This is a genomic window from Pseudomonas sp. H3_E04 (assembly GCF_054668915.1).
In genome coordinates this window covers 2,877,314-2,889,566 of record NZ_CP162797.1, presented here as the reverse complement: position 1 = coordinate 2,889,566, position 12,253 = coordinate 2,877,314, and the positions used below count along the sequence as shown (strand labels likewise).

General features: G+C 60.3%; 14 protein-coding genes and 1 pseudogene. 9 read left to right on the top strand and 6 right to left on the bottom strand.

Translation table 11 applies throughout. The annotated features are described in order from the left end of the window. Positions 1–116 precede the first annotated feature (116 nt). Positions 117–1,325 (bottom strand): alanine transaminase, encoded by a 1,209-nt coding sequence (alaC, locus tag AB4N53_RS12985; RefSeq protein WP_460120920.1) that lies wholly within the window; start codon positions 1,323–1,325, stop codon positions 117–119. A gap of 138 nt (positions 1,326–1,463) precedes the next feature. On the opposite strand from alaC, the gene AB4N53_RS12980 reads away from it, so the two are divergent. The 3 genes from AB4N53_RS12980 (at position 1,464) to AB4N53_RS12970 (ending at position 3,258) form a co-directional block, all read left to right on the top strand. Then, positions 1,464–2,126 (top strand): LysE family translocator, encoded by a 663-nt coding sequence (locus AB4N53_RS12980; protein ID WP_016773553.1) that lies wholly within the window; start codon positions 1,464–1,466, stop codon positions 2,124–2,126. Positions 2,127–2,195: 69 nt separating this feature from the next. Further along, positions 2,196–2,681 carry a GyrI-like domain-containing protein gene (locus AB4N53_RS12975; protein ID WP_460120917.1) on the top strand — a complete coding sequence of 162 codons (486 nt, stop codon included), beginning with the start codon at positions 2,196–2,198 and terminating at the stop codon, positions 2,679–2,681. 88 nt (positions 2,682–2,769) lie between these two features. Next, complete coding sequence (locus AB4N53_RS12970; protein ID WP_460120915.1) at positions 2,770–3,258, top strand: GNAT family N-acetyltransferase; 489 nt, start codon at positions 2,770–2,772, stop codon at positions 3,256–3,258. Between the two features lie 122 nt (positions 3,259–3,380). Here the strand turns inward: AB4N53_RS12970 and AB4N53_RS12965 are convergent, their stop codons facing one another. Both AB4N53_RS12965 and AB4N53_RS12960 read right to left on the bottom strand, forming a co-directional pair. After that, positions 3,381–3,986, bottom strand: a complete 606-nt coding sequence (locus AB4N53_RS12965; RefSeq protein WP_460120913.1) for a pyridoxamine 5'-phosphate oxidase family protein — start codon at positions 3,984–3,986, stop codon at positions 3,381–3,383. A gap of 18 nt (positions 3,987–4,004) precedes the next feature. Further along, on the bottom strand, positions 4,005–4,490 hold the full coding sequence (locus tag AB4N53_RS12960) for a GNAT family N-acetyltransferase (RefSeq protein ID WP_460120911.1): 486 nt from the start codon (positions 4,488–4,490) through the stop codon (positions 4,005–4,007). Between the two features lie 142 nt (positions 4,491–4,632). On the opposite strand from AB4N53_RS12960, the gene AB4N53_RS12955 reads away from it, so the two are divergent. From AB4N53_RS12955 to AB4N53_RS12945, 3 genes are read left to right on the top strand one after another with little or no spacing between them, the layout of a single operon-like run. Next, positions 4,633–5,058, top strand: a complete 426-nt coding sequence (locus tag AB4N53_RS12955) for a YybH family protein (protein WP_024014040.1) — start codon at positions 4,633–4,635, stop codon at positions 5,056–5,058. Positions 5,059–5,098: 40 nt separating this feature from the next. Then, positions 5,099–5,443, top strand: coding sequence for a YciI family protein (locus tag AB4N53_RS12950; RefSeq protein ID WP_039758054.1), 345 nt, complete (start codon positions 5,099–5,101; stop codon positions 5,441–5,443). Beyond that, positions 5,436–6,665, top strand: a complete 1,230-nt coding sequence (locus AB4N53_RS12945; RefSeq protein WP_460120909.1) for an RNA polymerase sigma factor — start codon at positions 5,436–5,438, stop codon at positions 6,663–6,665. Before AB4N53_RS12950 ends, AB4N53_RS12945 begins: the two co-directional genes overlap by 8 nt. A 146-nt stretch (positions 6,666–6,811) precedes the next feature. On the opposite strand, the gene AB4N53_RS12940 is transcribed toward AB4N53_RS12945, so the two are convergent. Next, positions 6,812–7,666, bottom strand: a complete 855-nt coding sequence (locus AB4N53_RS12940; RefSeq protein ID WP_460120906.1) for a LysR family transcriptional regulator — start codon at positions 7,664–7,666, stop codon at positions 6,812–6,814. Between the two features lie 89 nt (positions 7,667–7,755). On the opposite strand from AB4N53_RS12940, the gene AB4N53_RS12935 reads away from it, so the two are divergent. Next, positions 7,756–8,193: a multidrug/biocide efflux PACE transporter gene (locus AB4N53_RS12935; protein ID WP_460120903.1), complete on the top strand. Its 438-nt coding sequence runs from the start codon at positions 7,756–7,758 to the stop codon at positions 8,191–8,193. Positions 8,194–8,321: 128 nt separating this feature from the next. Here the strand turns inward: AB4N53_RS12935 and AB4N53_RS12930 are convergent, their stop codons facing one another. Next, complete coding sequence (locus AB4N53_RS12930; protein WP_460120901.1) at positions 8,322–9,080, bottom strand: SDR family NAD(P)-dependent oxidoreductase; 759 nt, start codon at positions 9,078–9,080, stop codon at positions 8,322–8,324. A gap of 121 nt (positions 9,081–9,201) precedes the next feature. Between AB4N53_RS12930 and AB4N53_RS12925 the strand changes: the two genes are divergently transcribed. Further along, a complete protein-coding gene (locus tag AB4N53_RS12925; RefSeq protein WP_460120899.1) occupies positions 9,202–10,098 on the top strand; it encodes a LysR family transcriptional regulator in 897 nt (298 codons plus the stop codon). A 131-nt stretch (positions 10,099–10,229) separates the two neighbouring features. On the opposite strand, the gene AB4N53_RS12920 is transcribed toward AB4N53_RS12925, so the two are convergent. Further along, on the bottom strand, positions 10,230–11,252 hold the full coding sequence (locus AB4N53_RS12920; RefSeq protein WP_460120897.1) for a transporter: 1,023 nt from the start codon (positions 11,250–11,252) through the stop codon (positions 10,230–10,232). Positions 11,253–11,527: 275 nt separating this feature from the next. Between AB4N53_RS12920 and AB4N53_RS12915 the strand changes: the two are divergent. Further along, positions 11,528–12,217: pseudogene (locus AB4N53_RS12915) on the top strand (methyl-accepting chemotaxis protein); the annotation flags it as partial. Positions 12,218–12,253: the final 36 nt, after the last annotated feature.

The following is a 12,253-nucleotide window of genomic DNA, read 5'->3' as shown; positions in this document are numbered from 1 at the left end:
GTAAACACGGCACCTGTAGGAGCTGTCGAGTGAAACGAGGCTGCGATCTTTTGATTGTAAAAAACAAGATCAAAAGATCGCAGCCTTCGGCAGCTCCTACAGGGGATGTGTGTCAGTTATTTGCTAACTAACCCATCCGCGCGGAACATCCCGCGAATCCCGCGCACGGCCTGGCGGATGCGGTCCTGGTTTTCGATCAGCGCGAAGCGCACGTGGTCATCGCCGTACTCACCAAAGCCAACCCCCGGCGAGACGCAGACCTTGGCTTCGGCCAGCAGTTTCTTGGCAAACTCCAGCGAGCCCAGATGCGCATACGCCTGGGGAATCTTCGCCCAGACATACATCGACGCTTTCGGGTTCTCGACCATCCAGCCCAGTTCATGCAGGCCCTTCACCAGCACGTTGCGACGCTGACGATACTGCTCGGCGATGTCGCGCACGCATTGCTGATCGCCTTCCAGTGCGGCAATCGCCGCCACTTGCAGCGGTGTGAAGGTGCCGTAGTCGTGGTAGCTCTTGATCCGCGCCAGCGCGCTGACCAGTTCCGGGTTGCCGACCATGAAACCGATGCGCCAGCCGGCCATGTTGTAGCTCTTGGACAGGGTGAAAAACTCCACCGCAATGTCCTTGGCCCCCGGTACCTGCATGATCGACGGCGCTTTCCAGCCGTCGTAAACGATGTCGGCGTAAGCCAGATCGTGCACCACCAGAACGTCGTACTGCTTGGCGAGGGCGATCACCCGCTCGAAGAAATCCAGTTCCACGCACTGCGCGGTCGGGTTCGACGGGAAGCCGAGGATCATCATTTTCGGCTTGGGGATCGAGCCGCGAATGGCCCGCTCCAGCTCATCGAAGAAATCCACCCCCGGCACCAGCGGCACCGAACGCACCTGAGCGCCGGCAATCACCGCGCCGTAGATGTGAATCGGATAGCTCGGGTTCGGCACCAGCACCGTGTCGCCCTGGTCCAGTGTCGCCAGCATCAAATGCGCCAGGCCTTCCTTGGAACCGATGGTGACAATGGCTTCGCTTTCCGGGTCGATATCGACTTCGTAGCGCTGCTTGTACCAGTTGGAAATCGCCCGGCGCAGGCGCGGAATGCCTTTGGACGTCGAGTAACCGTGGGTGTCTTCGCGTTGGGCGACCTGCACCAGTTTTTCGACAATGTGCGGCGGCGTGGCGCCGTCGGGATTGCCCATGCTCAGGTCGATGATGTCTTCACCACGGCGGCGAGCGGCCATTTTCAGCTCGGCGGTGATGTTGAACACGTAAGGAGGGAGTCGATCTATGCGCGCAAAGCGGCGCGGCGAACCTTGTTCGGCCATTGTTGCCTCGGATAACGTAAGCGCCCGGAACCGTCCGAGCGACGCTGGTCACTGCGGTGACCTGTGGCGGAAGATAAGGGCAGTGATGGCATACTGTCCAGCGCGGTTGTAAACATTTTTTTCAAGGAAAATCGGTCAATGGAATTCACCAGCGGCTTCTTGCTGAGCCTTTCGCTGTGCCTGGACATCGGCGTAGCCAATATCGCGATGATCACCCTGGCCATGCAGCGCGGCTACTTTCAAGGCTTCGCCCTGGGCCTGGGCACCTGCGTCGGCGACCTGATCTATGCGGTGCTGGCGCTGGCCGGCATGACGGTGCTGCTGCAGTACGAAACCGTGCGTTGGGTGCTGTGGATTGGCGGCTCGGCGCTGCTGATCTACTTCGCGGCGAAGATGATTTACTCGGCGATTCACCATGAAGCGCTGCTGGCTGAAACGGCGGAAGTGGGGCAGAACTCCCATCGCAAGGAATTCTTTCGCGGCATCTTTCTCGCCATGTCGTCGCCCAGTGCGATTCTCTGGTTTGCTGCTGTCGGCGGTACGTTGATCGCCCGATCCGGTGGCGGCGGTCCGTTGAGTTCGGCGCTGTTTTTGGGCGGCTTTCTTTGCGCCGGGCTGCTGTGGTCGGCCGGTCTGTGCTTCGCGGCGAGCCATGGCGGCAAGCTGCTGGGCGACAAGCTGCTGCGCTACTCCTATCTGGCATCGGCGGCGATCTTCTGCTATTTCGCGGTCTACGTGATCGTTTCCGGATACAACGAGTTTGTCGGCTCGGGCGCCGTCGAGCAGTTGCATTCGCTGTAAACGTGCGAAACGGGTCGGGCTTTCTATACTCCCAGCCGAACCCACTTTTCCGTTCTGAGGAGTCGCGTCATGGATGAACAGAAACGCGTCGAAATAGCCGAACCTCGCTTCGAACATGGGCAGTTTCTGCTGATTGCCGGTTTCGGCGGGCGATTCACTCAGCAAACCACCGAAGACATTCCCGCGTTGTGGGAAAAACTGATCCCGCACTTGGGAAAAATCCCCGCGCAAGTCAACGAAGTGACCTACGGCGTTTGCTGCAACGCGGACGGTGAGGGCGGTTTCGAATACATCGCCGGTGTGCAGATCGACAAACTCGACGACCTGCCTGAAAAATACCGCTGGGTTGAAATCCAACCGCAGCAATACGCAGTGTTCGAGCACAAGGGATCACTGACGCAACTCCCCGACACCTTCCAGTACATCTGGAATACTTGGCTGCCGCAGTCCGGTTACGAAGCGGCGGACGCCCCGGAATTCGAGCGCTACAGCGAGGATTACAACCCGAAACTCAACACTGGCACGCTGGAAGTCTGGCTGCCGATCAAGGCCTGAGCGGCGTAACAATGGAGGCGGAGCATGTCGGCCCCGGTGTTTCTGCTTTATGCTGGCGGGCCTTGTTTGCACAGATTTTTGAGTTGCCATGAACACCGTGATCCGCAACGTCAGCGCCGCCGACCTCGACCGCTGCTACGCCATCGAAACCGTCGCCTATGAAGGCGACGAAGCCGCCACCCGCGAAAAGATCGCCACGCGCATCGCCACCTGGCCGGACGGCTTCATCGTCGCCGAGGTGGACGGCGTGGTCGCCGGTTTCATCAATTCCGGCGCGGCGTTTGACGTGCAGATGTCCGACGAGGCCTTCAAGGAACTGATCGGCCACGACCCGAAAGGCCCGAACGTGGTGATCATGTCGGTGGTGGTGGACCCGGATTACCAAGGGCAGGGCCTGGCCAAGCGTCTGCTCGGCGAGTTCATCGAGCGCATGCGCGCCATGGACAAAGCGACAATTCATCTGATGTGCAAGGAACAGCACATCGCGCTATACGCAGGTTTCGGTTTTGCCTACATCAAACCGTCCGAATCCGACCACGGCGGCATGGCGTGGCACGAGATGATCCTGACCCTGTAACGGCCCGTGGAGATCCCTTGTGGGAGCGGGCTTGCTCGCGAAAGCGCTGGGTCAATCAACATCAATTTACATGACACACCGCCTTCGCGAGCAAGCCCGCTACCACATTAGATTGCGGTGGGTCAGTAGAGGCTATCGAGCACCCGTTTCGGCGCTTCACGATCGTAGGTGTCGGCGTCGAACTGGCCATCATTCAGGCGCTTGTGAAACGCGCCAGCAGACGGCAGCGCCGAGCGCGGCTGGTGCGTTTCGGGATTCCACGCATCCGAGCGCACAAAGGCTTTCGAGCAGTGAAAGAACGCTGCGTCCACCGTCACCAGCAACACGGTTTTCGCCGGTTTGCCATTCACCGCAAAACTCTCAAGCATTGCCGGTTCAGCGCTGATCAAGGCCGTGCCATTGACCCGCAATGTCTCGCCGATCCCGGGAATGATGAACAGCAGCGACACCCGCGAATCGTGCAGCACATTGCGCAGAGTATCGATGCGGTTGTTGCCCGGGCGATCCGGCAAGGCCAATGTGCGTTCGTCCAGAATCCGCACGAACCCGGCCTTGTCACCGCGCGGCGAATTGTCCAGGCCGTCGGCGCCGATCGAGCTGACGATCACCAGCGGCGACAGCCGTACCATCGCTTGATAATCCTCGTTGAGAAAGCCGATCTGCTTGCGCACGGCACGTTCGTGGGGTTCGCCGTAAATGGCTTCCAGTGCTTCGATTGAATCGATCATCCTGCATCCCTCTACGATCTAGAAAAACAGCCCCATCCGCCGCTCGTAACCGATCCGGCCCTTGTACGCTTCGCCGCTGTCGACGTAGCCATGCTTGGCGTACAACGCAATCGCCGCCTCATTGTCGGCATCCACTGACAATTCCAGCCCCCTGATTCCCGGCCAGGTCTGGCGCGCGATTGCGGGCAGTGCTTGCAGGCAGGCCTTGCCGTAGCCTTTGCCTTGCGCGCGCCGATCGACCTGCAGAGCATGCAATGTGGCGCTGTGTTCGTCGGCCCAGTCGGGCAATACCGGCGGGCGCTTGAGCAGCAGAAACGCCACCGGTACGTCGTCCGCCAGCAGGGCAAAACCTTTCACGCCGGGGCCGGGTTTCGACAGCAGGGTGTGCAAGGCTCCGTGGATGTCACCGGAGAACTTGATTTGCTCGGGGTGGATTTCAATCGCCGCGACTTGCTCACGCTGCAAAGGGCTGAGGCTGTCGTAAGGCACGAGTTGAGCTGACACGGGAATTTCCTTTTTCCTACAAGGAGTGAACCTAGGATTCTAGCGACATTGTCGTCGGTGAATTTTTTTTGTTTGCCCTGTCGATCTGCGCATTGGGCAAACGACTAAAGGTGTCTTCACAACAAAAACCACGGAGAACACCATGAGCGCACAAAGTGAAATCCAGACCCTGATCAACACCTACCGCGAAGCAGTGATGGCCAAGGACGTCGAGAAAGTCATGGCCCTGTACGCCGACGACATCGTCTCGTTCGATGCGATCAAGGCCCTGCAATTCAAAGGCAAAGCGGCGTACCGCGCGCACTGGGTCGAGTGCATGGAAATGTGCCCCGGCCCGCACATCTTCGAGTTCCACGAAATCGCCATCGAAAGCGCCGACAACATCGCTTTCGCGCACTGGGTGGCCAATTGCGGCGGCACCAACGACAAGGGTGAAACCCAGAGCTGCTGGATGCGCGTGACTGCATGTTATCGGCAGGTCGGCGGGGCGTGGAAGATTGCCCACGAGCATTGGTCGGCACCGTTCGATCCGATGAGCGGCGCGACGCTGTTTGATGTAACCCCCTGATCTTCAGCCATAGTTGATCCGTTCGAATCAGGAGATCACCATGAAATACCTATGCCTGGTCTACAGCGATGAACGCCTGCTGCACACCTCGCCTGACAGCCCGGAGGACGCCGAATGCTGGGCCTACGCCGAGTCGATTCAGGGCAGCGGGCGGATGATCGCCGCCGAAGCGCTGGAATCGGTGGAGACCGCCACCACGGTACGCATGCGCAACGGCAAGGTGTCGATCACCGACGGGCCTTTCGCTGAAACCAAAGAGCAACTGGCCGGTTTCTACCTGATCGATGCCAAGGATCTCAACGAAGCCATCCAGGTTGCCGGCAACATTCCGGCAGCCCGGGTCGGTAGCGTTGAAGTGCGCCCGGTGCGGCAGTTGAATGTCTGACGTCAGGGCGCGGGTCGAGCAGGTCTACCGCGAGGATTCGCGGCGGATTCTGGCCACGCTGATCCGCCTGCTCGGTGATTTCGACCTCGCCGAAGAGGCCTTGCACGAGGCGTTCTTCGTCGCGGTCGAGCGCTGGCAGCGCGACGGCGTGCCGGATAACCCGCGTACCTGGCTGGTCTCGACCGGGCGTTTCAAAGCCATCGATGTGTTGCGTCGGCGCGCGCGGTTCAAGGCGTCGCAACCGTTGCTGCTGGCGCAGCTCGATGAGCTGGAACAGGCTGACTGGAGTGGCGAAGACGTGGAAGACGATCGCTTGCGGCTGATCTTCACCTGCTGCCACCCGGCACTGGCCGCAGATGCGCAGGTGCCGCTGACCTTGCGCGAAGTCTGCGACCTCACCACCGAGGAAATCGCCCGTGCTTTTCTCTCGGCGCCGGCGGCGATTGCCCAGCGCATCGTCCGCGCCAAAGCCAAGATCCGCGACGCGAAAATCCCTTATCAAGTGCCCACTCTGAACGAATTACCCGAGCGCCTCGACAGCGTGTTGCGGGTGATTTATCTGGTGTTCAACGAAGGCTATTCGGCTTCGGTCGGCGCCGAGCTGACCCGCGAGGACCTGACGCGCGAAGCGATTCGGCTGGGGCGCTTGCTGATGGAGTTGCTGCCGGAGCCGGAAGTCATGGGTTTGCTGGCGCTGATGCTGCTGCACGAATCACGCCGCCCGGCACGCACCTCGCCGAGCGGTGAACTGGTGTTGCTCGACGATCAGGATCGCTCGTTGTGGGATGCCGGGTTGATGGCCGAAGGCTGCGCGCTGGTGGAGCGCGCGCTGACTACCCGCAGGTTCGGGCCGTATTGCCTGCAAGCGGCGATTGCAGCGGTGCATGCCGAAGCGCCGTCGGCGGCAGAAACGGACTGGGAGCAGATTGTCGGTCTGTATGACGTCTTGCTGCGCGCGGTGCCGTCGCCGGTGATCGAGTTGAACCGGGCGGTGGCGTTGGCCAAGCGTGATGGAGCGTTGGCGGGATTGTTGTTGATTGAAGGGATTTTGGCGCGAGGGGAGTTGCAGGATTACCACTTGGCGCATTCGGCGCGGGCGGAGTTTTGCCGGCAGTTGGGGCGGGTCGAGGAGGCGCGTAGCGCTTATCTTCGCGCGCTGGAGCTGACGCGGCAGGCGCCGGAGCGGCGGTTTATCGAGGGGCGACTGAGGGGCCTGGGTTGATCTGGAAGCTGAGTCGGTGCGGCTGGCCCTTTCGCGAGCAGGCTCGCTCCCACAGGTGATTGCATTCCTCTTTTTGGAAGGCTCGCTCCCACAGGCGAGCGCATTTCAAGTGTGGGAGCGAGCCTGCTCGCGAATGGCAGCACCGCTTATTCAAGCATCTTGCTGAGCAACCAACTCCCCGCCGGCCCCGGCGGATACAAGCGCGACCACAGGGCGTCGACAAACACCGGTTTCGGCCAGCCGCGCACATTCAGTTCAATCAGCGAATCATTGGCATAACGCTGCACCAGCCACCTTGGCAACGGTGCCCAGCCAAAGCCTTTTTCAGCCATCTCCAGCAACATCAGATAACTCGGCGCCGACCATACCCGGCCTTTACCACGGCTGTCATATGGATTGACGATGGTCGCCAGGCGCAACTCGCGATGTTGCTCGAGGATCTGCTGGTCGACATGCTCAAGCTTGGCCAACGGATGCTCGCGGCTGACGAACAGGGCAATCTCCGTGCGCTCGGCCACGGTCGAGGTCACCAGGTCCGGCGGGTAGTTGTCCTGCATTTCCGCGAAGGCCAGATGCGCTCGACCGCGCTGCACCAGTTCGATCAGGTCGTCACATTCGGCAATCAGACATTCCAGCTCCAGCTCCGGGTAACGCTGCTCGAAACCCACCAGTGCCGCCTCGAAACGATACGACTGATAGGTATCGGAAATCGCCACGGTCAGCTTCGGTTCCACACCTTGGGCCAATTGCCGTGCGCTCATTTCCAGGCGACTGGTCGCGGCCAGAATCGCCTCGGCTTTCTGCAGCATCACGTGGCCGGCAGGGGTGAGTGTCGGTTTGCGGCTGCTGCGGTCGAACAGTTGCAGGTCAAGATCGATTTCCAGACTGGCGACCGCCGCGCTGATGGTCGATTGACTGCGGCCCAATTTACGCGCCGCTGCGGAAAACGAGCCTTGCGTCGCCGCCTGGACAAACGCCAGCAGCACTTCCTGGGAAGCCATGAACTATCGCCCTGATCGATGGTTATTGGTTATGAAGTATCGGTATTCGGTTGGATCATGGCAACCGTCGTCAAACAAGGAGTCAAGCCATGACTGCCCACAAGTCCATCACCGAACGTGTTTTCCAGGCGGTTGGTTTCGAGTTTCTCGCAATCCTGATCTGCACGCCGCTGCTCGCATGGATCATGCAAAAGCCGCTGCTCGACATGGGCGCCGTGACCGTACTGATTGCGCTGTTGGCGCTGGCGTGGAACGTGGTGTTCAACCGTTTTTTCGACCGTGCATTGGCGCGGATGAATCTCGCGCACAACGCGTGGGTCCGTGTAGTGCATGCGTTGCTGTTCGAAGGTGGGCTGATCGTGATGGGCGTGCCGCTGATTGCCTGGTGGCTGTCGGTCAGCCTGTGGCAGGCGTTGTTGCTCGACATCGGCGTGCTGCTGTTCTTCCTGCCGTACACCTATGTCTATCACTGGGGTTATGACGTGCTGCGCGAGCGCTTCATCGCCCGCCGCACCTATGGAACCTGACGCCGATCCTCCTGTAGGAGCTGCGGAACGCTGCGATCTTTTGATCTTGTTTTTGAAAAATCAAAGTCAAAAGATCGTCCGATCGCGGCCCGAGCTTTCGGCAGCTCCTGCAGATTCGGTGTTTGAAGTCAGAGAAACATGCCGCCGGATGCCTCGACCCGCTGACCGTTGATCCACTGTCCGCCCTCTGACAGCAGCAGCGCCAATGCCCCGCCAATATCATCCGGCAGCCCCACACGACCCAGCGCAGTGTTGCTCGCAACCATCGCGTTGACAGCGCTGTTGTCGCGCACCGCGCCGCCGCCAAAATCGGTTTCAATCGCACCCGGCGCCAGAATGTTCACGCCAATCTGCCGCGCGCCAAGCTCCTTCGCCTGATAGCGGGTCAGCACTTCCATCGCACCTTTCATTGCCGCATAAGCGCTGTACCCCGGCAGGCTGAAGCGGGTCAGGCCACTGGAGACATTGACGATGCGCCCACCGTCGTTGATCAGTGGCAGCAGTTGCTGAGTCAGGAAAAACGGTCCTTTCAACTGTACGTTCATCAGCAGATCGAACTGCTCCGGCGTGGTTTCGCTGAACAGCGCGTGCACGCCGATGCCGGCATTGTTGATCAGGAAATCAAAGCGCTGGCGCTCAAAGGTTTGCCCCAATACCTGTTCAACCTGCGCGGCAAACGCGGTGAAGTTTTCGCTGCGGCCGACGTCCAGTTGCAGCATCGCCGCGTTCGCGCCGAGTGCCTGTAATTCGCTGACCAGAGTCTGCGCTTCGTCAGCGCGGCTGTTATAGGTGCCGATGATGTCGATGCCTTGCGCGGCGAGGTGCAGGGCGGCGCTTCGGCCGAGGCCACGACTGGCGCCAGTGATCAATGCGATTTTGCGATTCATGCGGACTTCCTCGATTGCGTTGAGTGGGGATGGAAGAAGTTTATTTATCCGCCCTGAGGTGATAAACACAGCAAAAGCGGAATCACTGATCGGGTCAGCCGAACAATCACCGGGGCTTTTCATGAACAAACTTGAACTGCTGCGAACATTCGTCAGGGTCAGCGAACTGTCGAGTTTCACCCTTGCCGGTGAAAGCCTCGGCCTGCCGCGTTCCACCGTGTCCGAGCAAGTGCAGGCACTCGAAGCCTTGCTCGGCACGCGGCTGTTGCAGCGCACCACGCGCAAGGTGCAGGCCACTCAGGACGGCCTGGTGCTGTATGAGCGCAGCAAGGACTTGCTTTCGCACATGGATGAGATCGAAGGGTTGTTCCGTCAGGACGAGGCGTCGCTGACCGGGCGCATCCGCGTTGATATGCCGAACATCCTCGCGCGACGATTGATCATGCCGCGCCTGCCGGAATTCATGGATCGCCACCCGAATCTGCAGATGGAAATCAGCAGCACCGATCGCCGTGTCGATCTGCTCAGCGAGGGTTTCGACTGCGTGTTGCGCATCGGCGCGCAGCCGGATCAGTCGGTGGTCGCCCGGCATCTCGGCGATTTCCCGATGGTCAACTGCGCCAGTCCCGCTTATCTGCAACGCTACGGCGTGCCGCAGTCGCTGGAGGATCTGGCGCAGCATCGGCTGGTGCATTACGTCGGCGTACTGGGCTCGCGTTCGGAGGGGTTCGTCTATGAGGAAAACGGCGAGGTGCGGCGCGTGGCGATGGCTGGCAGTGTCACGGTCAACAGCACCGATGCCTACGAAGCGGCGTGCCTGGGCGGTTTCGGCCTGACCCAGGTACCGCGCACCGGCATGCAACCGCATCTGGAAAATGGCCAACTGCTGACCGTACTGCCGCAATACACCGCACCGCCGATGGCGATTTCATTGTTGTATGCGCGCCAACGACATTTGCCGCTGCGGGTGCGGGTGTTTATGGATTGGCTCAGCGATGTGGTCCGCTCAACGCTCTGACTGACCCAAACCGATTCAAATGTGGGAGCGGGCTTGCTCGCGAAGGCGGTGTGTCAGACGCATCTGTATCACCTGACACACCGCCTTCGCGAGCAAGCCCGCTCCCACAGGAATCTTCGGTGCATGTGAAATCAATAATCCCCACGCTTGCGAAACGCCCAGCGTCCGGCGATCACCGTGAACGTCGCCACCAGCGCGACCAGCACCCAAAACCCATGCGGGTCCTGGGACAGCGGTACACCCCCCACATTCATCCCGAAAAAACCGGCAATGATGTTGATCGGCAAGGCCAGCACCGTCACCACCGTCAGGGTGAACAGCGTGCGGTTGCTTTGTTCGTTGAGGTTGGCGGCGATCTCTTCCTGCAACAGTTTGATCCGCTCGCCGAGGGCGGTGAGGTCGTTGATGATCAGCGCAAACTCCTCGGTGGATTTGCGCAACTCCTTGACGTCCTCCTTCTGCAACCACGGCGGCGGACGATTGAGCAGGCGCAGCAGCGAACCCGGCTCCAGCGCCAGCAGCCGTTGCAGACGCACCAGCACGCGGCGATTGGCACCGAGTTCGGCGCGGTTGGTCGACAGGCGCGAGGAGAGCAATTCGTCTTCGACCTGATCGACACTCAGGCTGGTCTTGCGCACGATCTGCGTCAGCACTTCGCCCTGATCGCGCAGCAGATGCACGAGCAGTTCCGAGGGCGAGCGAAAGCATTCGCCGGCCTTCACCGACGAGCGCAACTTGTCCACCGAGTGCAGCGGTTGCAGGCGCGCGCTGACGATGAGTTTGCTGCGCACGCAGACCCACAGCGTCGACACATCCGAGGAGACCATGCTGCTGAGGTTGAACACCACATCGTTGACCACCGCCAGCAGCGCCGAATCGACGTGCTCGATGCGCGTTGAACGCGAACCTTCGTGCAGCGCTTCGAAAAACTCCTCGGGCAATTGCAGATGACTTTTCATCCAGCGCTCGCATGCGGCATGGGCCAGATTTAAGTGCAGCCAGAGAAATTCGCCGCTGTCGCTGTCATCCTGCAAACAGCGCAAAGCCGTCGCCGAATCGAGCTCTCGCCCGCGCTCACCGGGCAGAAAACGAAAGCCGTAGAGCAAGCCAAACAGGTCCGGATCGCGATGGCTGATATCGAGGCTGTGGTTCATGGCGGCTCGCTGCGAGGAGGGTGTCTGGGGCAGGATTTTCAGGTTCACCTGAGCGGCATCATCGCAAGCCAACATGACCGTTTTGTGACAGCAAAAAGACGTCAAATCAATGTGTTACCGGCCGTCGGAAGTTTCTCAAGGAAGGCTCTGGCGCGCCGATCTCAGGTGAGTTAGGTTGCGCGCCATTGGCTTTTTGCCACGGTGCGACGACAGGGAAGTCCGGCCATTTTTCACGTCCGCTCGGGCGTGCTCATCCCTGCTTCGAGTACCTTGCAATGCTGCAAAAATCCCTGAGAGCGCAAATTCTCGCCCTGCTGAGCGGCAGTCTGTTGGCGATGCTGTTGATCGCGCTGGCCTGTTTCCATTTCCTCTCCAATGGCGTGCAAAGCTACAGCCAGTTGATTGCTGGCCCGTTGCACACTTCGCAACTGATCGATGAAGCCAACCTGCAATTCAAAGTGCAGGTGCAGGAGTGGAAAAACGTCCTGCTGCGCGGTAAGCAACCGGCGGATCTGGCGAAATACTGGAGCCAGTTCGAAGAGCGCCAGCGCGACGTGCAGAACATTCTCGGCGAACTGGCCGGCCAGAAAGGCATCGAGGCCAATCTCAAATCACGTATCGAACGCTTGCGCGAAGAGCATCGCCAGTTGGGCGCGGCCTATCAGAAAGGCCGCGATGCCTACGTCGCTGCCGGTGGTGATCCGAGCGCCGGCGACGCTGCGGTCAAAGGCGTCGACCGCGCCACCAGTGAACAGATGAGCGCGTTGGTTGCCGAGCTGCGCAAGCAGGGCACCGAGCAATCGGCATTGATCAGTGCCGGCGCCGATCGCACCGTGTGGCTGGGTCTGTTGGTGATGCTCGCGTCAGGCTTGCTGATCGGTCTGCTGAGCCTGTGGCTGGTCAGCCGCAACCTGATCGAGCCGATCCGCAACCTCATCGATTACGTCTCCCGCTTGAGCCGTGGGCAGTTGGCCGAGCGCGTTGTCAGCGAGCGTCGCGAT